The following is a 19,928-nucleotide window of genomic DNA, read 5'->3' as shown; positions in this document are numbered from 1 at the left end:
GGTGAATCGTCATGATTAATTCTCCAACACGTCAAACGACGCCGCGGACCATTCTGGTGGTCGAGGATGAGCCGACCCTCGCCACCGCCATCGCTCAGCGCATCACCGCGGAGGGATGGTCCGCCCGCGTGGCGTCCGACGGTGCCAGCGCGGTTCAGGCCGCCAAGCAGCTGCGCCCGGACCTGGTAATCATGGACATCATGCTGCCGGTCATGGATGGTCTTGAAGCAACCAAGCGCATCGTGGCCGACCGCCCGGTGCCGGTGCTCATCCTGACCGCCCGCGACGCCGAGGCGGACAAGGTCATCGGCCTCGGCGCGGGCGCCGACGATTACATGACCAAGCCGTTCTCCATGCGCGAACTGATCGCCCGCTGCAAGGCGCTGCTGCGCCGCGTGGAACGCGCGAAGGTCATCGCGAAGAACTCCGAGAACGAGAAGATCCTCAACTTCGGCTCGCTGGTCATCGACCCGGCACAGCGTCTGGTCACGGTCAACGGCGAGCAGGTGCACCTGACGCCGACCGAGTTCGACCTGCTGGTCACGCTCGCGCGCAAACCCAAGTCGGTGCTCACCCGCGAGAAGCTGCTCGAAGAGGTCTGGGACTGGGTGGATGCATCCGGCACCCGCACCGTCGACTCCCATGTCAAGGCACTGCGTCATAAGCTCGGTTCCGAGACCATCCGAACCGTGCACGGCGTCGGCTACGCTTTCGAGCCGCCGGAACAGTGATGAAGCCGCGTCAGAAGCGGGACAGGAAACAGGCCCGATTGGATTTCGATCGTCCGATCGGGCTGTTTTCGTCCCTGAAAATGGAATTGAGCGTCCTGATCGTCATCGCCACGTCCATCGCGTTCGTGCTGGTCTGGTTCCTGCTCAAGTACGGGTGGAGCGGCTGGATCGCCATGCCGCTGACCATGATCGTCGCACTGGGCATCACCTATTTCTTCTCACGGGGTCTGATCGCGCCACTGAAGCAGCTGCGTGACGCGGCCGAGGCGATGTCGGAGGGCGATTACAGCGTCCGCGTCCACGTGGCGACCAACAGCAACGACGAGATCGGCCAGCTGGCCCGCACGTTCAACGAAATGGCCGAGGAACTGCAGCACGCCGATCAGATGAGGCGCGATGTGGTGGCGAACGTGAGCCACGAGCTGCGCACCCCCGTCTCCGCGCTGCAGGCGATGGTGGAGAACATGGCGGACGGGGTGGTCGAGCCCACGCCGGCCAATCTTGAGGGCATTCTGGGTCAGACGCACCGGCTATCCGACCTGATAGCGTTCCTGCTCGATTTGTCTCGCATGGAGGCGGGCGCGGCAAGCCTGAACATCGAACGTTTCTGCCTGCATGATTTCCTCGACGAGACGATCGAGCCGCTGGAGATCGCGGACGCCGGGCACGCGCACGACATCATGCTGCACGTGGATTCCGATATCTGGATGGAGGGCGATCAGGATCGGCTGCGCCAGCTGTTCACCAATATCATCGCGAACGCGCTCAAGCATTCCGCGGACGGCACCAGCGTGCTGATCGAGGCTCGGGAGAATGCCGACACCGGCACAATCGTCACGAATGTGGTGAATTTCGGGTCTCAGATTCCCGTCGAGGAACGTTCCGACATCTTCCGCCGGTTCGTCAAAGGGCGCAGCGGCCCCGGCACCGAATCGGGCGGCACCGGCATCGGATTGTCGATCGCGCGTTGGGCCGCACAGCTGCACGGCGGCACGGTCCGGGTGGTCGACGACCCGCGCGGCGCGGATTTCGAGATCGTGCTGCCGAAATACCATATCGCCGATGATGAGCCGGCGACCGACGGTTCGGCGCGGGCCCTGTTGTGAGCCGGGATTGCGCTCCCGAAGCCTGCACGGCACGTTCGGTGGTTCATGCGCGACCGGATCACCGTCCCGTGCCGATCGTCACCGAGATGGTAGCGGCCGGCTTCCCCTCCCCCGCCTTGGACGGGCGGGAGGAGGGCTTCAGCCTTGACGCTCATGTGATCGAGCACCCGGAATACACATTCATCGTCACCGTCGCCGGCGACTCCATGGAGGGGGCCGGCATTTTCCACGGCGATTGGCTGGTCGTGGACCGTTCGCTGACGCCCGAGGACGGCGATGTGGTGGTGGCCGTGCTCGATGGGGAGCTGACGGTCAAGCGACTGCTGTCGCGCGACGGCCGCCCCATGCTGCACGCGGAGAATCCCCGCTACCCCGATTTCGTCCCCTCCGAACATGGGGATGTCGTGATATGGGGCGTGGTCACGGGCAGTTTTCATCCACAGCGTCGGCTGCGACGGAAATAACTGGATTGCGCTGGTGATCTGCGCGGATGGCGGGTGTGCGGCTCGACCGGGTGGTGGTCACCCTCCGGCTAGCCAAGTCCCCTCCCGCCAGCGGGAGGGGATTTGGCTAGTCGTCTGTGTTTTCGCCGGCGCGCAGGGTGCGCGCCAGGCAGATGACCGTTGTCACATGTATTCCCGCGGCGTTGAGCGCCTGCACGCATTGCCGGGCCGTGGTGCCCGTGGTGACGATGTCGTCCACCAGGATCACGTTGCGTGGGTAGGGTGGGCGCGCAGCGATGACGATATGCCCCTGCAGACGCCGCGAACGCTGGGCGGCGCCGTGCATCTGCACGGATTTGCCGCTTGTCTTCGTCGTCCGCAGCAGCGCGGCCGTATCGACGTCCATGCCACGCCGCCGCAGCGACCGTGCCAATGAGTTCGTCACGTTACGCATATGCCACCGTCCGCGCTCCCTCATCGAACGCGGGGAGGATGGGGCCGGCACCAATGTCGTCACCGGCATCGGATCCGAAGCCAGCAGGCCCGACGAAAGCAGCGCGTCGGCCATCATATCGGCGAACGGGCCATCGCATTCCTCGTCGCCATGATCCTTCCATCGCAGTATCGCACGGCGCAGCGGCCCGCGATATGCGCCGCAGGCAATCGCCCGGCCCGAAACCGTGCCAGGCATAGCGAACGACATGAAGCCGCCACCCGAAGCGCGACAGTCATCGCACAGCACAGCGTCCGGTATGTCGCATCCCGCACAGCCACGCGGCAGCAGCACGTCCCGCAGCGATCCGGCCACTTCTGTGAGCATTCGCGCGAAACCGTGCCATCCCATGGTTCATCCGTCCTGCCGAACCGGCTCGCCACCCAGCAAAGGCAGCAGGATGTCGCACAGACGCACGGTATCCTGCGGTCCGGTGACCTGAAGCGCGATAGCCCCCGCCTGCGCGGCAGGATAGTCGTTGCCGCCGGGCGTCATCCGGTCGCCCACGAAGATGATGTCACCGGTGCTGATGCCGAGCCGTCCCGCCAATTCGCGCAGGGCGAACGCCTTGTCGGTGTTTCCGGCGCTCACATCGACACTCGTGTAGCCGCCCGCGCGTACGCGCAGATGACCGAGGTCGCCCGCCACCGCGGCGACGAGCCGCCGCTTTTTGGTGTCGTCGGGATCCCAGCGGCGCTTCTCCTCGATCGGCGCGAGCTGCCCCAGAGCCGAGAACGTGATCTGGCTGCCACGATCCTCGATGGACTCCCCCCACGGGTGCTCCGGCCACATGCCCAGCTCTCGGGCGCGTCGAGTCAGCGACAATATGGCCGCGTCCCTGTCCCGGGCCGACAGCGTCCTCTCGTATTCCAGACGCCATGCGCCCTCGCGCCAGCGGTAATAGCTCGATCCCCCCGCCGGCATCACATGCAGGTTGGAAAGGTCAGCTCGGGGACCCAGCACGTCGAGCACCTGACTGATGACCAGTTCACGCCCGCCGCCGGTCACAATCGCCACCGGCATCAGTTCGGTCAGCGCCTCGATGCGAACGGTCATATCCGGTTTCATCGGTTGTTTGGAGACGGCCAGCGTGTTGTCCAGGTCGAAGGCGATCAGACGCGCATGTGCGCCGTCGTGTCGCCAACCGGTATCATTCCAAGCGTGCACGGTCGCTGTTGGCATCTGCACACCTCCCCAGGAAACCTTGTCGATGAACAGTATCCTAACGCATTGCCGCCGGCTTGTCCTACAGTGGAGTCCATGCAACAGGCACCATGGGAACGACCAACGTATCGCAATCGTCACGGGCGAGGCATGCGCACGCCGATGTTCGGCACGCGGCTCCCGCGCTACCGCACCCGCAGCGGCGCGTTCGACGACATGGTCGCGGCCCAGATCCGGCGTCTGAACGGTGCCTGGCCGCAACTGGTCAAGCCGGTGCAGTTCGCCGTGGAGGATGTGCCGCCCTCGCAGCCGGCTCCTTGGGAGCCGGAGCCGTCGTTCGCGTCCCAGTGTTTCCCTGCGAGCCACGGCATCCCCGCCCGCATCGTGCTGTACCGCATGCCGATACAGAGCAAATCACGCAGCCGCATGGATCTGGAACTGGCCATCCGCGATGAGGTGGTGCTTCGGCTCGCCGAGCTCTATGGCCGCCGGCCGGATGAGATCGACCCGGATTGGAGCCTGTAAGGCTCTGTCGGGGCGAAACCTCATAGAGCACCCCTCATAGGGAGCACCACGGAACATTCCGCCGACCGACCGTCAGTGAACGATGGTCATATCCGACCGCGCCCAGATCCTCTCCTGCAGCGGCATCAACGGCGTGGCACCGATGTAGGCGATGCCGGCGAGCTTGGCGTCACTCACCGCGGAGCTGGACAACCGGACACCCCATGCCAGTCCCTTGCCGTCGGCGGCCACCGCGAAGACGTTCTTCCCCAAATCCGACGCGTCGAAGCTCGCCGCGGCACCGGCGTCCACCGTGATGGTCTTCTCCCCCACCGCGGCACCCTTGTCGTCGTAACCGGTCATGTGCATCTGTTTGCTGGATAAAGACGCGTTCACCACGCTCACACGGCCGTCAAGACCGGAGGGAATGACGGCGGCCGACCGGTCGTCTGTCTGCGCGGCGCCGATCAGCGCGAAATCGGACTGGTTCCCGTTCCCGTCACGGCTGACGGTCACACCTGCCGTCACCTTCGTATCCGCCGTGATCTTCAGCGCCGACGCGTCTTTGGGAACATCGCCCAGATCGATGGTGGTGACGCGGTCGCCCGAATACTGATGGACGGACTGCCCGGCCGCGCCGACCCATGCGGCGGTGAGCGACCCCGAACCGGCCGCGTATACGGTGAGTGTCGCCTTGTCTCCCTCCGCGACGGCCGGGAAGACGAGCTCCTTGGACGCCTCCCCGGCCGCGGCGGCGTAATCCGATCCCTTCGGGTTCAGCCCTTCGGTCCTGATCACGCGCACCGATGCCGATACCGGCGTCTGCCGGCTCGAAACCGTGACATACAGCCCCTTCTGCCCGCTTGCGGCCGCGGAAAGACTCAGCACGGATTCGGCGTTCGCCGCGACGGTCAGCGTGCTTCCCGTGGACAACGCCAGCGCACCGGACTGTTCCGTACCCCACACCCGAACATCCACCACAGTGGCCTTCGAAGACGAATTGGCCACGACCAGCTGCTGGGTGGTGCCGGTCTGCGTGTCAGGCAGCACGAACGACTGCTCCAGCGCACCGACATCGCAGAATGTCGCGGACAGGCCGCGCAGGTCGCCCTTCGTCGCCCAGGACGCCACGGACGCGGAAGCGCCGACGCCCGCGGCCGATTCCAACAGCTGCGTGTCGAACAGCAGCGACGTACGGTCGACGTCGGCCGAGGCTGCGATGACGTTCGCGGTATCCGTAGGGTCGAGGTCCTTGAGCTGCGTGGTATCGCCGGAGCCGTCAAGCGCGCCGAACTGAGACCGGTACACCGCTCCGAACGCGGCGAATCCAGCCGAAGACGAGATGTCGCCTTCACTCGGCTGATATTCGCTGTCACCGTACGCCGATGCATCCGGCAATGTCATGCGGGACGGGCAGTATGCGGTGATCCGCCTCTGGCTCACCGCGTGCGAGACGGACGCCGAATCCGACGAGACGGAGTCGACCCAATGGCCCGATGCCGTCAGTACCAGCAGGGCGACGAACAGGCCGACGATGATCACCGTGGAAATGACGCCGACCACAGCCTTCCAGACCTTGCCTCCACGTTTGACTTGGCTGCTCATTGGTCCTCCTCGATGAAACGACGGTGGCTGCGCGGGAACGCGACGACACAATACAGCCCCATCACCACGCCCATGCACACGAGCCATGCATACCGGTAGGCAAGATGCCGCTGTTTCAGCATGCCGTCCTGCGGCACGCGCTGCGTCGCGCTGTCGACGAGCGTGAGCCGGTAATAGACACCCGACGTGTTACTCACCACGGATTGGATACCCTCACTCGCCGTGATGTTCGAAATCAACTGTTCCGTGGCCTGGGAGCCGCCATCGTCAGCCGATGGGCGGACCACGTACAGGCCGCCGTAACCCAACGCGCTGATATCAGCGATCGCGTCGGCATCGGCGCTGACCAGCAGTCGGGCGCTCGCGGACGACAGTACGGCGTCGCGGGAGTCATGACCGCCATCCGCGACTCGGGCACGCAATGCCGGAGAGCTGTCCATCAGATCGCCGCGTGACGTGCGCATCGTCGTATACCGTACGCCGGTGGATGATTCGGCGGTGATGGCGAGCACGCGGTGCGCGTCGTCCTTGCCGAGATAATCGGTGGCGACCATGGGCAGCCCGTCATCGGAACGGGACGCGTGCAGACCGTTCGACCCCGGTTCCATGGCTGACGCCGCAGTGCATGACACGGCACCGGCCACCAGCACGGCCACCAGCACGCCGCGCCCGATACGGGCGAACACCGCATGCACCTTGGCGTTTTTGGCCTTGCGGCCTTCAAGACGTGTCAGCACGGGTTGCGAGCCATTCCCCTGCCGCAACAGGGAGAACCGGTGGACCGCCATTCCGGAGACCAATCCGACGCAAGCGAGCAGACCAAGCAGCGCGAACACCACGCCGGGCAGCACGGAACCCGCGACAGGACCGTCATCATCGACGGCCACGACGATCCTCGACGATGCGACGGCAAGCGCCCCACCACTGAGCGTGACGACCCACATCATGCGCGAGGCGCGCAATGCGAAGGGCAGGAACAGCGACGCCACCGCAAGCACCGTCACCACGGCCAGCAGCACCAGGACGCCGATACCGAAAACGCCGGCCGCCGACAGGCCTGCCAGACCGTTGCCGGCCGTATCATCGACACCGAACGCACGCATGGCCAGCGTGGCGAACCCGGAAGCATCCGGAGCGCCGTTCCCGGCGGATAACGGCACCATCACATCACCAAACAGCTGACGCCACGCCCCTTCCGAAGCATGGTGCACCGCGTTGATGATGGTCGGCGCGATCACGAACCCTGACGGCAGCGGAATCAGCAGCAGCATCGCGCGATGCCGCGGCACCACGGCGAGGAACACGACGAACACCACGATCAGGGACAGCATCAGCTGGGGCTCGGCGGCGACCGGGGGTACGAAGCACAACGCCGCAAGAGCCGCAGCCTGAACGGAAGGATGGGCCGTCACCTGGTCCTCGGTGCGATACAGACCCACCGCGCGGAACACGAAGGCGAACGCGGCCGGCAGGAACACCATCACGGTGAGCATCGGCACATCGCCTGCGGAGAACAGCCCCAAGCCGAGCGCGAACGACGCCCACAGCAGGCCACATGCGACACGGACCGCGTCGGAACGGGTGAACACGCCGGCGAACGCCCAGAAGGACAACGCCATGAGGGGCGCCGCGGCAAACGTCACCAACGCGATCGCGGCAGACACATTGCCGGCCGTTATCACCGAGGCCAGTCCCCATACCAGCAGCCACGGCGCGGGCGGGGCGGCGATGCCGTCACCGAACACCCACGACGTGGTGGCGGCTCGCCACAGCTGACCGAAGTCCCCGCCGGTCGGCAGCAGCGAATCGGAGTACAGGGACGCTCCCGACAGAACGGCACGCAATGTGGTGCCGTGCATCACCGCCACGACGCCGAAGCATACCAAGGCCATCGCCACCGCGAGCAGCCAGCGCTGAATCGCACGCCGGCGCAAGTGGGCCTTGGCCAGCGGCGACAGCAGGACGACATGGCGCTGGTCCGACAGCGCCTGTACGCGGTCATGCCACTGCGCCACCTGCTGCCGGTTGGCGACGAGGACGCCGAGACGCCCGATCGGCACCGACTCCTGGCGGCTGACGCGGCGACGGGCCGCGATGGCGCGAGGCAGGCCGCCCCACAGCGTCCAGGGGGCGACCAGTTCGCACAGCGCCTCGTACGGACGCTTGGCGAACAGTTTCGCGATCGCCTTGCCAATCGCGGCGAACACGCCGAACACCCAGACGAACGGCCACATCATCAGGCGCGTGTCCGTATAGGAGTAGCGCATCCTCCCCCTGATGCGAGCCATCGAACTGTCAATGGGACGATCCTCGTCCACGGGCTCGCCGCCCTTGGTACGCACCCCTTCGAATCGCGCCCGCCGATGGGCGATACGCGCCTGGGGCACCACCACGACGCGCCGGCCGCTCAGGCATACGCGCCGGCAGAAATCCTCCGATTCGGCGAATGTGGTGAACCAGTCGTCGGCACCGCCAAGCTCGTGCATGGTCTCGATCGAGACGAGCGTGCCCGCGAGGCTCACCGAGAACACGTCACGGCGGCCGTCATACTGCTCCTGATCCGGTTCGCCGTCGACCACCAGCGACTCCACGCGATGCCGGTACGCATACGCGCCGACGTCATGCAGGTGTTTGGCCTGCCAGTCCAGCTGCTTGGCTCCCAGCACCGATGCGGTCGGATCGTTACGCCACGTCTCCAGCAATGATTCGAGGCATGTGTCGTCCGCGGGCCGTGAATCGTCATGCAACAGCCAGACCGCGCGGGTGGACGAGTCGAGTTGCGCGTCATGCAGCGCCTTGGCAACGCCGTGATAGAACGAACGGGCGCCCTTGACGCCGACCAGCTCGACCGTGACAGTCTTGGGCTGCGGAACGGAGCTGACCAGTCCCGACGGCGCAGGAATGACCTGGAACTGCGATTGCACCGGAGGATTGTCGCCGCCGGCGCAATCGGCGATGACGATCACGCCCGGCAGCACCGTCTGTCTGAGCAGCGCCCCCATGGTGTCGGGGAGAAACCGCATGTCCTCTTCAACGGTCACCACCGCCACGACGGTCGGATCGACATTCTGCCGATGCGAATATGGCCTGTTCGCCATGACATCGGCCAGAATCCGCTGAATATCGCTATTGCCTGTGGAACTCATAATCTCCAGTCTATGCGACGCACGGCCGCCGCGTCACGCACGTTCCTTGTGTTCCTTCTTATAGCGGCGGCGTTCGCGTTCGCTCAGACCGCCCCAGATGCCGAAACGCTCATCGTGTTCGATGGCCCATTGCAGGCATTGCTCGCGCACCTCGCAGCGGGCGCACACCTGTTTCGCATCACGCGTCGACCCGCCTTTTTCGGGGAAAAAAGCTTCCGGATCGGTCTGGGAGCACAGGGCCTTATGCTGCCAGGAAACATCGTCGTCCGACTTGAACAGGCCCCACAGCTCACTCATCGGATCCTCGGCGGAATCGTCGACCACTCCCCACATGTGTCGCTCCTCCTTGCCGATGCTGCTATGGACGTCCATCAGGGTAATTACACACATGCGACTTACCTTTGTCAAGTCTACCCCGTGTCAATGCAGCGCAGAAGAGCGAAAGTGTGGTAAGCGACATCAGCCTTCACCCCCATGCCTTCTTCATTCCCTGTCATATCCGACCACCAGCCCTTCACGTATGTGCCGTTACTGCAGAGGAATGGGCAACGGACACGACAATGACTCATGACAACGTGTAAAAGGGATTGAGAACACGAGGCACTGGAGGAACAATGAGCGAAGGAAACAGTGGAGTCAGCCCACAGGACAATCCTCCCAGCTTCATTCCCTCCGGCACGCGCAAGCGTCGCCCCAGCGGGCAGGTGCCGCGTCCGTCGGCCGCCGGCGAGGCCGTGCCCGGAGCCGGTCCGCAGGCAGGCGTGCCGTCGCGTCGGCAGACCTCGGCAGGCGCTCAGGGAGCGCAAAGCATGCCGGCCGCACAGGACGTGATTCCCAGTTTCACGCCGAATTCATCGCGTCGCGTATCCAGGTCGACCAGGCGGTCCGCATCCGAGCAGGACGCCCGCCTGCAACCGGTCTCTCCCATGCAGGACGCCGCTTCTGCGGCCCGACGCCAGCCCCGCCGTGCAGCGGGCTCCACGCATACTATTTCGAACCAGCCTCGTCCGGGCGAGGGCGCGGGTGCGCAGTCGATGTTCGCCTCCGCACAACGTCAGGGCCCGCAGAGCCCTGACGGTTACGGCATGCCGGCCGCACAGGGAGGCGGCCGTGGCATGTCCGGGAGGCCGGCAGCCACCGCCATGCGCAGAAAGCGCCCCGTGGGACGTATCGTCGCAAGTGTTTTGGCGGCGCTCCTGGTCGTCATCATGCTGGTGACGTTCGGACTGTGGAACTGGGTCGACGGTCATCTCGACAAGCAGCCCTGGCTGTCCGACAAGGCCAACACGTCAGGCACCAGCTGGCTCATCCTCGGATCCGACCAGCGCACCGGCGAAGAGGCGAAGACGATCACCGGGTTCCGCACCGACACGATCCTCGTGCTGACCAAGCCCAATTCTGGCACCCGCTCGCTCATCTCCATCCCGCGCGATTCGCTGGTGCAGGTGAACGGCACCTATATGAAGATCAACGCCGTCGCCCAGCTGTCCGGCGAGAAGGCGCTCGTCCAGCAGGTCGAGACCATCACCGGCCAGAAGATCGACCACGTCGCGCAGATCAAGTTCAACGGTTTGAAGGATGTGGTCGACGCGTTGGGCGGGGTCGACCTGTGCTATGACCAGACCGTGAACGACGCCCTGTCCAATCTCAACTGGACCGCGGGATGCCACACGGCCGATGGGGCGACCGCCCTGGCGTTCTCGCGCATGCGCTACTCCGACCCGAAGGGCGATTTCGGCCGCGCCGAACGCCAGCGGCAGGTCATCGGAGCCATCGCGAAGAAGGCCATGTCCGGCAAGACGCTGACCAACATCCCGAAACTCAACAAGACGCTGAAAGCCGCTTTGGCGTCCATCACCGTCGATTCCAAGACGAACCCGTACACGCTCGCACAGATGGTGTTCGCGTTCCGCGACGCCACCTCCGACAACGGCATCAGCGGCAGTGTCTATTGGACGAATCCCGGCTACAACGTGTCCGGGGTCGGCTCGTCGGTGCTGCTGGATGACGCGAAGAACCTCGAACTGTTCAGAGAGCTCGCTTCGGGCAGCCACAAGCCGGGCGCCGTGGGCACGCTGGCCAACCAGTGATCGCAGAATGATGCGGCAGGCCGCATGCCTCGTCGTGGCCGGTTGGCGTGTTCCACCCGCCGGCCACGACACGCCGAAATGTGGATAACTCGGTAGCCTTCGACCACATTGTTCCCCCAAGCTTGCGCATGCCGGCGACGCCGTTCCACACTGAGGGCATGGACGAAGGCAGGAACCCGGATTCGAGGCGCGGGCGGCGCGGCCGAGGCAGGCGGCGTCCCAGGCGCGAGCGACGCGCGCGCGGATCGTCCGCTCTGCCGATGATCACGCTGGTCGCGCCCATCGCCGCACAGGCGTTGATGGTCATCATGCTGCTGCTGGAGCGACGTTGGCTGTTCGCCGCCATGGTCGCGCCGGGCATGGTGGGATGCATGGCTTCGGCGGCGTCATCCCTTGCTGACCGTCGTGGATCGTCACGCCGCGACGAATCCGGGACGACGAGCCACGACGCTGCGGGCGGCCGCCCAAGTCGGCCCACCGATATGGCAGGAGCCCGGGGCCGCCATCATGGATCGGCGGACGGAGCCGATCGAGACAAGGATGAAGGCGAGTCGGAGGATGCGTCACAGATTCACTCGCCCTCACTGGAGGAGCTGACGGGGCTTCAGGCCGAGCCGCTGCCATGGCGCATCATCGCGAGAACATGGCTCGCCTCCCCGTCGCTGTGCGTCACCGTGGGCATGGGGTCGGGACAGCGGCCGTTCACGATCGATCTGCCCCGCCAAGGGCCGCACGCCTTGGTCGCCGGCACCACGGGCTCCGGCAAATCCGTGCTGTTGCAAAGCTGGTGCCTGGCCATGGCGGTGCGCAATCCGCCCGACCGGCTGCATTTCGTGTTCCTGGATTTCAAGGGAGGTTCGGCGTTCAGCGTCATCGAGCGGCTGCCGCATACCGTGGGCAGCGTGTGCGACCTCGATCTGAATCACGCCGTTCGCGCGTTGAGGGCGCTGGAGCTGGAGCTGCGACGCAGGGAGCATCTGGTCGCCGCGGAGCGTGTCGGCTCGATCGGGCAGTTGCAATCCCCGCCACCCTCGCTGATCGTCGTCATCGACGAGTTCCATGCGCTGAACAACCAGCTGCCCGACTATGTGGACCGGCTGGTGCGCATCGCCTCGCTGGGGCGTTCCCTGGGCATGCATGTCATCGCCTGTACGCAGAACCCGCTGGGACAGGTCAGCGCCGACATGAAAGCGAACATGGCGCTGAACATATGCCTGCGTGTCCGGGACGGCCTGCAATCCATCGAATTGCTGGGAGACGGGCGGGCGGCATCCATCAGCCCGTCCGCTCCCGGGTGCGCATGGCGCAACGACGGTGAATCCGTGGAGCCGTTCCGATGCGCCTTTGTATCGGACATCGGCGCGATGGTCGAGGCCGCGCGCACAGCTGCGGCATTCCATGGTCTGGTCCATGCCTCGGCGCTGTTCACGGTCCCGCTGCCCCGCATCGTGGAGGCCGACATGCTGCCCGCACGGTCATCGGACGTTCCCTCAGTGCCCTTCGCCCTTGCCGATGACGGCATCGGCATCGATGTGGCGGAACTCGCCGTAAACGCCGGCAATGTCGGAATCATCGGAAGCGCAGGACGCGGCAAGTCCACGATTCTCGCCTTGCTAGCGCACCGTTCACGCAACATTCTCGGCCTGTGCGTGCGCTGGACACGCCGCGAGGGACGGGCGTTCGTCACGTCGACGGTACGCCATCACAGACGGGTGCGGTTCTCCTCCGAATCGCCACCTCCCGTATCCCCGCATCTGCTGTGGCTGGTGGACGATGCCGACACACTGTTCGATCCGTTCGGCACGGACCCGCTATGCGCACGGCTCAAGGACGCGCTGGGCGACCACGACGTCACCGTCGTGTTCGCCGTGGAGACCTCCAAGCACATCCGAATCCCCGAGCATTGCGGCACGAGAATAGTCTTCCCCACGGGGGAACGTACCGTGGACCTGATGGATGGCATACCCGCCGGCCTGCTGTCGCAATGCGGGCCGGATGACATCATGACGGCGGGCCGCGCCGTGCTGCTGCGCGAAGGGAACGCCCTGTGGATACAGTGCGCCATGGCCAAAATCTGAAGTTCTTCACACTTGAGAGCGAAAACCTCTTGAAAAAACATTCGTTTCGTGGTTACCTAATGTATGACTTGAAAGCTCGTCGTCGGCAATAGGCGATGGGAGGAGGGTGATACACATGAGCAGCGCTTTTGATTGGCGTGCCAAGGCAGCATGTCGAGACAAGGACCCGGAACTGTTTTTCCCGGTGGGAAACACGGGAGCCGCATACCAGCAGATCGAGGAAGCTAAGGCGGTCTGCCGCACCTGCAAGGTGATTGACGCCTGTCTGAAGTGCGCGTTGGACACCAATCAGGATTATGGTGTCTGGGGCGGTCTGAGCGAAGACGAACGCCGCGCCCTGAAGCGTCGCGCGATGCGCGCGCATCGCTCCCAGGCCATGCAGCTGCAGGTCTGAGTCGCTCCTCGTCACAACCGACTCCTCGCCGCAGCCGATTCATAGCTCCATATGCTACGAAAAGGGTGGTCTCCCCCACAGGGAGGCCACCCTTCAATCATGTTTCGGCAGGTTTTCGGGCCGTCAAGCGGCCGTCACTCGTTCTGCGCCGCGCGCAGCGTCATGTCGAGGATGACCCGGGTGCCGCCTTCGTGACGCGGCTCCCAGCGCACGCTGCCGCCGAAATCGTTGGTGACGAACGTGTTGATGATCTGCGTGCCCAATCCGGAGCCCGAGGAGCGTGCCAGACCGTCGTGTTCCTCGTTGGCGAGACCCGACCCGTCATCCTCCACCACGACATTGAGGCTGTTGCCGCTGCGCCCGGCGGAGATGGTGATATGCCCCTCCTTGCGTCCCTCGAAACCATGCTCCACACAGTTGGTGATGAGCTCGGTGAGCACCAGTGACAGTGGGGTCGCGTCCTGTGCGGGCATCATGCCGAACTTGCCGACGTAATCGATGTGGATGTGCTGGTCGCACATCGTGGCCAAGTCGACGCTCATCTTCAGCAGGTTGGAGATGACCTTGTCGAAATCGACGATCTCATCGGCGGTCTGGCTCAGTCCCTCGTGCACCATGGCGATGGTCTGCACGCGGCGCTGCGCCTCTTCAAGCTCTTTTTTGACCTCACTGGACTTCGTCTTGCGCGCCTGGAGCCTGAGCAGCGCAGAGACCGCCTGCAGGTTGTTCTTGACACGATGGTGGATCTCCGAGATCGTGGCGTTCTTGGTCTGCAGTTCGACTTCACGCCTGCGCAGCTCGGTGACGTCACGGCACAGGATGATCGCCCCGGTGCGCCCGTTATTGTCGTACAGGGGCAGAGACCGGACGGATACCGCGGATCGGTTGGCGTTGATTTCGGAATCCACTGCATCCTTGCCCATCAGCACCATCGGCAGCGCCTCGGGGACTGGATCGTTGCGACGCAGCAAGTCGGTGCCGATTTCACTGAGGAAATGCCCCTGCATCGTCATCAGGCATCCCAGCCTTCTGAAGCAGCTGATGGCGTTGGGCGAGGCGTAGCGTACGATGCCCTCCTGCGTGAGCATGATGAAGCCGTCCGAGACACGTGCGACATGGCGCTGGCTCATGATCGCGTTGACGTAGGGGAACTGGCCACGGGGAATCATCTCGTACAACTGCTTGCCCGCGTTGATGCTTTCGGACTCGTACCGGCCGTTCGACTCGCGCGTGGCCATGTTGGTCTCACGCACGACAAGCCCCAGCGTCTTGCCGTCATGACGGATGGGGGCGTACACGTTGCAGACCGTGGATTTGCCGACCGCCCTGAGCACAGTGGACCTGAACACGGTCTTCGACTGCATGGCGGCATCCAGCTCCCCCACCATTTCCGGGGCGACCAGCGCGCCGACGGCGTCATCGATTCTCAGGGTCATCACGGTGGAGGGCCTGCACTGCTCGACGATGCGGTAGTTGCCGTCGCCGTCCTGCACGATCAGCAGCAGGTCGGCGAAGCTCAGATCGGCGATCACCTGCCAGTCGGCGACCAGATGGTGCAGCCATTCGCGATCGCTTTCGGTGAAGTCAGGTCGAGTAGCCAGAATGTGTGTGAAATCAGCCATGCATCGGCATGATACGCAATACCATGCCGATGCATGACGCAATCGTCATCAGTACTTCATGAGCACATCCGTGAGCGGACAAGTCTATAACCTACGCTAACGTAAGTTACGTTTCCGTAACCAATCGGGGAGGTCATATGGCAGTACAGGACGACGCGACGGTGGCAGCGAAGCGAGCCGCTGTCATCAAGGCGCGGGAAGTCGCATTGCAGGCGAAGGCCGACGCGGTGAGGGCGAAATCCCGCGCGAAGGCCGAGGCGATCCGACATAAGGCCGAGGAAAAAGCCACCAGGACCCTCGCCAAGGGCGAGGCTCACGCCGCGCGCATCGAGGGAATCGCCCCGGCGGAAGTGGAGCGCAAGATCCGTCTCGACGTGCACGGACGGCCCAAGCCATTGATGAGAGGGTGGATTCACGCAATCGCCACGCCGCTGTCGCTCGCCGCCGGCATCGTCCTGATATGTCTGGCCCACGGCGCGCCCCTGAAATGGGCTTGCGCGGTGTTCATGACCTGCTCGCTGATCCTGTTTGGCAACTCAGCCGCCTACCACCTCGGCGACTGGTCGCCCCGCGTGACCGACGTGCTGCGGCGCATCGACCACGTGAACATCTTCCTGCTCATCGCGGGCACATATACGCCGGTGTCGTTCGCGCTCGCCCCGCATATGCGCAACGCCATCATCGCCGGCATATGGAGCTGCACGCTGGTGGCGCTCATCATCCATGTGATCTGGATCAGCGCCCCGCGCTGGTTGTATACCGTCGTCTACATCGTGTTCGGAGTCTCCGGCGTGGCGTTCATGTACTTCTTCTGGGTCTCCCCCGCCGCCGGCCCTGCCGTCGTGGTGCTGCTGGCCTCGGGAGGCGCCTGCTACATCCTCGGCGCCATCGTCTACGCGCTGCGCAAGCCTGACCCGTGGCCACGCGTCTTCGGATTCCATGAGATCTTCCACTGTGGCACCGTCGCCGGCTACGCCTGCCACATGGTCGCGATCTACATGGTGATCGTGCATCTCTGGCCGTGACCATCGCCGCTCAGGTCAGCCCGCCAGCGAGCACCACACAACTTATGCTCCCGCTGGCGGGAGCTGGCGCGCAAAGCGAGACTGAGGGCGGTTACCAGGCTACAGCGACCATCATCACCCGCTATAATCCGCAATAATCAGACTCCCCTCCCCCGCAAACCGCCAAGTAACACATGAAAGCGTTCCTAAGTGCGCGCCGAAACGACAATCCTGCGCACTTAAGAACGCAAACCGGGCCATTTGCGTGCCTATGTGCGCGCACTCATCGTTTCGGCGCGCACTTAGAAACGCTTTTCTAGTCCACAGCCTCAGCATAGACCTGGGGCGCGGCACCGACGGCGCACCGCACATCAGGTGATGCCCCGACCATGGACACCAAATAAGACGTCATCACGCCGCCATCCGTGGAATGGCCGCGCGGGGGCATGCACGACAAAGACATGCGCCCATGCCCCCGCAGAACCGGTGGAATGCTGCTATGCAATCACGAACGATACGAATACAGCACCAACGATGATGCCCCGTCGTCATCTTCCGGGACCACATCGGGCGCAGCCGGCCGCCACGGCAGAAGCATGGTGTTGACTCCGTCCTTCGTGACCGTCACCGCTTTGGAGCTGTAGCGTTCACCGTTTTGGACAATCTCACCGTTGCGCCACGCCCATGCGCGGATTCGCCCGGTCTGGTTGTGGTAGATCACGACCGAACCATCCTTGGCTTTGGCCCAAGGGGTCGAATCATATGGGTCATACCACAGGACGTGAGCCGTGAGGCTCCCCCTCTCCATGTTGATGTATTTCAGTACGGGGGCTTCCTGCTGTTTCGCTTCGGCAAGAAACTCATTCACCGCGACGTTGGAGGATTCTCCTACTTTGGTGAGATCAATGTATCCGTCACGGATCAGCTGTTCGCTGGTCACATTGACAGGAATCGCGTTGAGCTCGCCGGTGATTGCGGAGGCGCTTGGAGTCGTGCGGTACGCCCAGAGCCAGGCTCCGCCCACGAATACAATCAGCACCAGCACCGCCATGATCGGATACCAGTTCAGCAGTTTATTACGCGTCGTGTTCACGATGATTCCCTTCGATATGCGAACTTATGAGACGCAGACAAGATATGGAGCTTCAGATACCTGCTCATACATGTCCTGATAAAAAGTTCGCTTCTTGACTCCGTACTCGTAGTAGTCAACACGATAATGTTTGATGGTGTAATTCTTGGTGATGCGTGCCTGATAGTAATGAGCAGCACTAGGCGGCTGCAGGCAATAACCGGTAACGCCGGTTTTTTTCGCGGTGGATATCAACGTCATTGTCGTTTTCTCGCCATACCGCGGTTCTACTGTGGTTGCTGCGGCATCGTCTGCGACGCTGACGGTTGTCTCATGTGCAGACGCCATCCCCAACGGAGACAGCGCCAACATACTGGCAATCGATATCGCCATTATTTTTGTTTTTGATATTCATAATGTCCTCCTTTGGACATTGACAGACAACTGTCTATCGTAATATCTAGAATACTCCCCTCATGAATCAGCGTCAACGCCCATGTCAATCGTGGACCGTGTTTGCTGTTCCGATAAAGAGACGAGATTGGGCGGAGATCTCTAGGCGGAATTGACGCCCTAGACCATTCCGCTTTCACGAAGACGCTTACATATTCCAAGAGCACTCGGCCAGCTCTTCCATGAAACTGCGGTTGCCGGTCGTGGTGCGGACGTCCTCGGTCCAGCTCGCGGAGCGAGTCTGAAGAAGGCCACCAGCCCACAACGAACATCGCCTTCACTCGTCGTAACACGTGATGGTCGAAACAAAATCGAGACCGCTATACAACGCACTAGAGCGTTCCTAAGTGCGCGTCGAAACGACAACCGTGCGCACTTAAGAACGCAAACCGGGCCATTTGCGTGCCTATGTGCGCGCACTCATCGTTTCGGCGCGCACTTAGAAACGCTTTTCTAGTCCACAGCCTCGGCATAGGCCTGAAGCGTGGCGCCAGTGGCGGATCGTCCGTCGGATGAGAGAGCAGCGACCTGCTGTCCACCGACTCCGAGCATGCCGCTGGCGGGATTGATGGGCGTGTACGTACCATCATCAGATGACAGCAGCAACTACGATAACCACCGTCGTAACGCCGATTGAAATCTTCGTTGAACGTCTCATCAGAAACAACTCCTCACATAAGCTATGTCAGAAATTCGCACTGTATGGAGTTTTAGGCACACACATCCCATACCGCGCGTAAGACAGGAGGCAGCCATTGCCTGAGATGGGAGGAAGCTCGGCGACAACGTACTTATAACGGTTGCCGACGGCAGAGAGCATTTTCCCATTCATGTCTTCTCCATTGAATTGGCATCTGCGATATATAGGCCAACACAACAACCTATGGTTCAATGATAGTCACGTGAGACGGCTCTGACAACGTAGTTCTTATTGGAAAGGGCTGCACGGCATAAAACCGTACAGCCCGAAGTGAGTCATGTCGACCCTAATGGCGCAACAATCACCAGTCCCCGGTCAGCGAGGACGCGCATATGGTCAGCTCAGAGGCTTCGCTTCCTTGATGACGACGGAAATCTCACGGCCGTTGGGGGCCTTGTAGCTCACCGTATCTCCCTCGTTGGCGCCCAGAATGGCGGCGCCGATGGGAGACTCGGGGCTGATCACGTCGTACTTCGTCGCGACCTTGATGTCGCGCGAGCCCAGCGCATACGTCATCTCGCGGCCGGCGAGCTCCAGCGTCACCAGCGACCCGTTGCCGACCTTGCCAGCCTTGGGAGCTTCGACGATGGTGGCGTTGCGCAGCTTGACGGTGAGCTCGTTGATGCGGCCCTCGTTCTTCGCCTGCTCCTCGCGCGCGGCCTGGTAACCGCCATTCTCCGACAAATCGCCCTCGGCGCGGGCTGCCGCGATGCGCTTGGTGATTTCCTCGCGGTACTGGCCCTGTCGATGCGCCAGCTCATCCTTCAGCGTGTCGAAAGCCTCCTGCGTCAGCAGAACGGATTTTTCCTCACCCATGGGTTCCTCCTGTATCAGTGATATCCAATCGATGCGTCAGATGACCGCCATCATACGGTCAGCGGGTCGAGATGATGTCGATGACGAATACGAGCGTGTCGCCGCCGCCGATGCCGGCCGCCGGCATGCCCTGGCTGCCATAGCCATACTCCGGCGGAATCGACACGACCAGACGGGAGCCGACGTTGTGGCCGGGAACGGTCTGATCCCAGCCGCGAATCACCTGACCGACGCCGATGCCGAAGCTTGCCGGCTGGTGGCGGGCGAAGCTCGAATCGAAGGGCGTGTCCTTGCCCCAGACCACACCGTGATAGTTCACGGTCACCGTGTCGCCGCGGCGAACCATCGGCCCGTCACCCTCGACGATCTCCACGGCCTTCAATCCCTTCGGCGCCTCGTCCGACGGGAAAGCGATCTCCGGAGCCGCGCCAAACACGGCATTGACCTCAGGCATGTTCGCCATGGCCTACCTCCTATCAATAATGCCATGCCGTTCATGGCATGGCC

The 19,928-nt window shown here is 63.2% G+C and carries 18 protein-coding genes; 8 read left to right on the top strand and 10 right to left on the bottom strand.

Features of this window, described 5'->3' with window-relative positions; genetic code table 11:
• Nucleotides 1–11 precede the first annotated feature (11 nt).
• From MMB49_RS03890 to MMB49_RS03880, 3 genes are read left to right on the top strand one after another with little or no spacing between them, the layout of a single operon-like run.
• On the top strand, nucleotides 12–731 hold the full coding sequence (locus MMB49_RS03890; RefSeq protein WP_003812704.1) for a response regulator transcription factor: 720 nt from the start codon (nucleotides 12–14) through the stop codon (nucleotides 729–731).
• Complete coding sequence (locus MMB49_RS03885; RefSeq protein ID WP_041775364.1) at nucleotides 731–1,837, top strand: sensor histidine kinase; 1,107 nt, start codon at nucleotides 731–733, stop codon at nucleotides 1,835–1,837. The genes MMB49_RS03890 and MMB49_RS03885 overlap by 1 nt, the downstream gene beginning before the upstream one ends.
• Before the next feature lie 38 nt (nucleotides 1,838–1,875).
• Nucleotides 1,876–2,301, top strand: coding sequence for a LexA family protein (locus MMB49_RS03880; protein WP_013389771.1), 426 nt, complete (start codon nucleotides 1,876–1,878; stop codon nucleotides 2,299–2,301).
• A gap of 106 nt (nucleotides 2,302–2,407) precedes the next feature.
• Here MMB49_RS03880 and MMB49_RS03875 read toward each other — a convergent pair whose 3' ends face one another.
• Complete coding sequence (locus tag MMB49_RS03875; protein WP_022173945.1) at nucleotides 2,408–3,124, bottom strand: ComF family protein; 717 nt, start codon at nucleotides 3,122–3,124, stop codon at nucleotides 2,408–2,410.
• Between the two features lie 3 nt (nucleotides 3,125–3,127).
• On the bottom strand, nucleotides 3,128–3,955 hold the full coding sequence (locus MMB49_RS03870; protein WP_013363362.1) for an HAD-IIB family hydrolase: 828 nt from the start codon (nucleotides 3,953–3,955) through the stop codon (nucleotides 3,128–3,130).
• Between the two features lie 78 nt (nucleotides 3,956–4,033).
• Here MMB49_RS03870 and MMB49_RS03865 point away from each other — a divergent pair, with 78 nt between their 5' ends.
• Complete coding sequence (locus MMB49_RS03865; protein WP_074741471.1) at nucleotides 4,034–4,462, top strand: metallopeptidase family protein; 429 nt, start codon at nucleotides 4,034–4,036, stop codon at nucleotides 4,460–4,462.
• Between the two features lie 72 nt (nucleotides 4,463–4,534).
• On the opposite strand, the gene MMB49_RS03860 is transcribed toward MMB49_RS03865, so the two are convergent.
• Genes MMB49_RS03860 through MMB49_RS03850 form a run of 3 tightly spaced genes read right to left on the bottom strand, consistent with a single transcriptional unit; the run spans nucleotide 4,535 to nucleotide 9,525 of the window.
• Nucleotides 4,535–6,046: a DUF5719 family protein gene (locus MMB49_RS03860; RefSeq protein WP_047271880.1), complete on the bottom strand. Its 1,512-nt coding sequence runs from the start codon at nucleotides 6,044–6,046 to the stop codon at nucleotides 4,535–4,537.
• Complete coding sequence (locus MMB49_RS03855; RefSeq protein WP_047271878.1) at nucleotides 6,043–9,192, bottom strand: glycosyltransferase family 2 protein; 3,150 nt, start codon at nucleotides 9,190–9,192, stop codon at nucleotides 6,043–6,045. Before MMB49_RS03855 ends, MMB49_RS03860 begins: the two co-directional genes overlap by 4 nt.
• Before the next feature lie 33 nt (nucleotides 9,193–9,225).
• On the bottom strand, nucleotides 9,226–9,525 hold the full coding sequence (locus MMB49_RS03850; protein ID WP_003812689.1) for a WhiB family transcriptional regulator: 300 nt from the start codon (nucleotides 9,523–9,525) through the stop codon (nucleotides 9,226–9,228).
• Between the two features lie 281 nt (nucleotides 9,526–9,806).
• On the opposite strand from MMB49_RS03850, the gene MMB49_RS03845 reads away from it, so the two are divergent.
• From MMB49_RS03845 to MMB49_RS03835, 3 genes are all read left to right on the top strand, one after another.
• Nucleotides 9,807–11,282 carry an LCP family protein gene (locus tag MMB49_RS03845; RefSeq protein WP_047271876.1) on the top strand — a complete coding sequence of 492 codons (1,476 nt, stop codon included), beginning with the start codon at nucleotides 9,807–9,809 and terminating at the stop codon, nucleotides 11,280–11,282.
• Nucleotides 11,283–11,542: 260 nt separating this feature from the next.
• Nucleotides 11,543–13,360 (top strand): FtsK/SpoIIIE domain-containing protein, encoded by a 1,818-nt coding sequence (locus MMB49_RS03840; RefSeq protein ID WP_047271875.1) that lies wholly within the window; start codon nucleotides 11,543–11,545, stop codon nucleotides 13,358–13,360.
• A gap of 115 nt (nucleotides 13,361–13,475) precedes the next feature.
• A complete protein-coding gene (locus MMB49_RS03835; protein ID WP_047271872.1) occupies nucleotides 13,476–13,754 on the top strand; it encodes a WhiB family transcriptional regulator in 279 nt (92 codons plus the stop codon).
• Between the two features lie 134 nt (nucleotides 13,755–13,888).
• Here MMB49_RS03835 and MMB49_RS03830 read toward each other — a convergent pair whose 3' ends face one another.
• The gene (locus tag MMB49_RS03830; RefSeq protein WP_047272056.1) at nucleotides 13,889–15,376 is read right to left on the bottom strand and encodes a sensor histidine kinase; all 1,488 of its coding nucleotides are present in this window, start codon (nucleotides 15,374–15,376) and stop codon (nucleotides 13,889–13,891) included.
• Between the two features lie 137 nt (nucleotides 15,377–15,513).
• On the opposite strand from MMB49_RS03830, the gene trhA reads away from it, so the two are divergent.
• Nucleotides 15,514–16,401 (top strand): PAQR family membrane homeostasis protein TrhA, encoded by an 888-nt coding sequence (gene trhA / locus MMB49_RS03825; protein ID WP_003812675.1) that lies wholly within the window; start codon nucleotides 15,514–15,516, stop codon nucleotides 16,399–16,401.
• Nucleotides 16,402–16,885: 484 nt separating this feature from the next.
• Here trhA and MMB49_RS03820 read toward each other — a convergent pair whose 3' ends face one another.
• The 4 genes from MMB49_RS03820 to MMB49_RS03805 form a co-directional block, all read right to left on the bottom strand.
• The gene (locus MMB49_RS03820) at nucleotides 16,886–17,473 is read right to left on the bottom strand and encodes a hypothetical protein (RefSeq protein WP_047271870.1); all 588 of its coding nucleotides are present in this window, start codon (nucleotides 17,471–17,473) and stop codon (nucleotides 16,886–16,888) included.
• A gap of 24 nt (nucleotides 17,474–17,497) precedes the next feature.
• Nucleotides 17,498–17,845: a hypothetical protein gene (locus tag MMB49_RS03815; protein ID WP_047271867.1), complete on the bottom strand. Its 348-nt coding sequence runs from the start codon at nucleotides 17,843–17,845 to the stop codon at nucleotides 17,498–17,500.
• Nucleotides 17,846–18,941: 1,096 nt separating this feature from the next.
• Complete coding sequence (locus tag MMB49_RS03810) at nucleotides 18,942–19,421, bottom strand: GreA/GreB family elongation factor (protein ID WP_003812673.1); 480 nt, start codon at nucleotides 19,419–19,421, stop codon at nucleotides 18,942–18,944.
• A gap of 58 nt (nucleotides 19,422–19,479) precedes the next feature.
• On the bottom strand, nucleotides 19,480–19,884 hold the full coding sequence (locus tag MMB49_RS03805; RefSeq protein ID WP_003812671.1) for an FKBP-type peptidyl-prolyl cis-trans isomerase: 405 nt from the start codon (nucleotides 19,882–19,884) through the stop codon (nucleotides 19,480–19,482).
• Nucleotides 19,885–19,928 lie beyond the last annotated feature (44 nt).

It is taken from the genome of Bifidobacterium sp. SKU (assembly GCF_026016405.1).
In the GTDB taxonomy this organism is placed as follows: Bacteria; Actinomycetota; Actinomycetes; order Actinomycetales; family Bifidobacteriaceae; genus Bifidobacterium; species Bifidobacterium bifidum.
The sequence above is the reverse complement of the archived record's forward strand: the minus strand, read 5'-3'. Positions and strand labels throughout refer to the sequence as shown.

Coding starts and splice junctions, on each gene's coding strand:
- MMB49_RS03845 (WP_047271876.1), top strand. CDS start 9,807: ATGAGCGAAGGAAACAGTGGAGTCAGCCCACAGGACAATCCTCCCAGC.
- MMB49_RS03890 (WP_003812704.1), top strand. CDS start 12: ATGATTAATTCTCCAACACGTCAAACGACGCCGCGGACCATTCTGGTG.
- MMB49_RS03805 (WP_003812671.1), bottom strand. CDS start 19,884: ATGGCGAACATGCCTGAGGTCAATGCCGTGTTTGGCGCGGCTCCGGAG.
- MMB49_RS03840 (WP_047271875.1), top strand. CDS start 11,543: ATGATCACGCTGGTCGCGCCCATCGCCGCACAGGCGTTGATGGTCATC.
- MMB49_RS03835 (WP_047271872.1), top strand. CDS start 13,476: ATGAGCAGCGCTTTTGATTGGCGTGCCAAGGCAGCATGTCGAGACAAG.
- MMB49_RS03870 (WP_013363362.1), bottom strand. CDS start 3,955: ATGCCAACAGCGACCGTGCACGCTTGGAATGATACCGGTTGGCGACAC.
- MMB49_RS03830 (WP_047272056.1), bottom strand. CDS start 15,376: ATGGCTGATTTCACACACATTCTGGCTACTCGACCTGACTTCACCGAA.
- trhA (WP_003812675.1), top strand. CDS start 15,514: ATGGCAGTACAGGACGACGCGACGGTGGCAGCGAAGCGAGCCGCTGTC.
- MMB49_RS03860 (WP_047271880.1), bottom strand. CDS start 6,046: ATGAGCAGCCAAGTCAAACGTGGAGGCAAGGTCTGGAAGGCTGTGGTC.
- MMB49_RS03855 (WP_047271878.1), bottom strand. CDS start 9,192: ATGAGTTCCACAGGCAATAGCGATATTCAGCGGATTCTGGCCGATGTC.
- MMB49_RS03885 (WP_041775364.1), top strand. CDS start 731: ATGAAGCCGCGTCAGAAGCGGGACAGGAAACAGGCCCGATTGGATTTC.
- MMB49_RS03850 (WP_003812689.1), bottom strand. CDS start 9,525: ATGTGGGGAGTGGTCGACGATTCCGCCGAGGATCCGATGAGTGAGCTG.
- MMB49_RS03865 (WP_074741471.1), top strand. CDS start 4,034: ATGCAACAGGCACCATGGGAACGACCAACGTATCGCAATCGTCACGGG.
- MMB49_RS03875 (WP_022173945.1), bottom strand. CDS start 3,124: ATGGGATGGCACGGTTTCGCGCGAATGCTCACAGAAGTGGCCGGATCG.
- MMB49_RS03815 (WP_047271867.1), bottom strand. CDS start 17,845: ATGGCGATATCGATTGCCAGTATGTTGGCGCTGTCTCCGTTGGGGATG.
- MMB49_RS03810 (WP_003812673.1), bottom strand. CDS start 19,421: ATGGGTGAGGAAAAATCCGTTCTGCTGACGCAGGAGGCTTTCGACACG.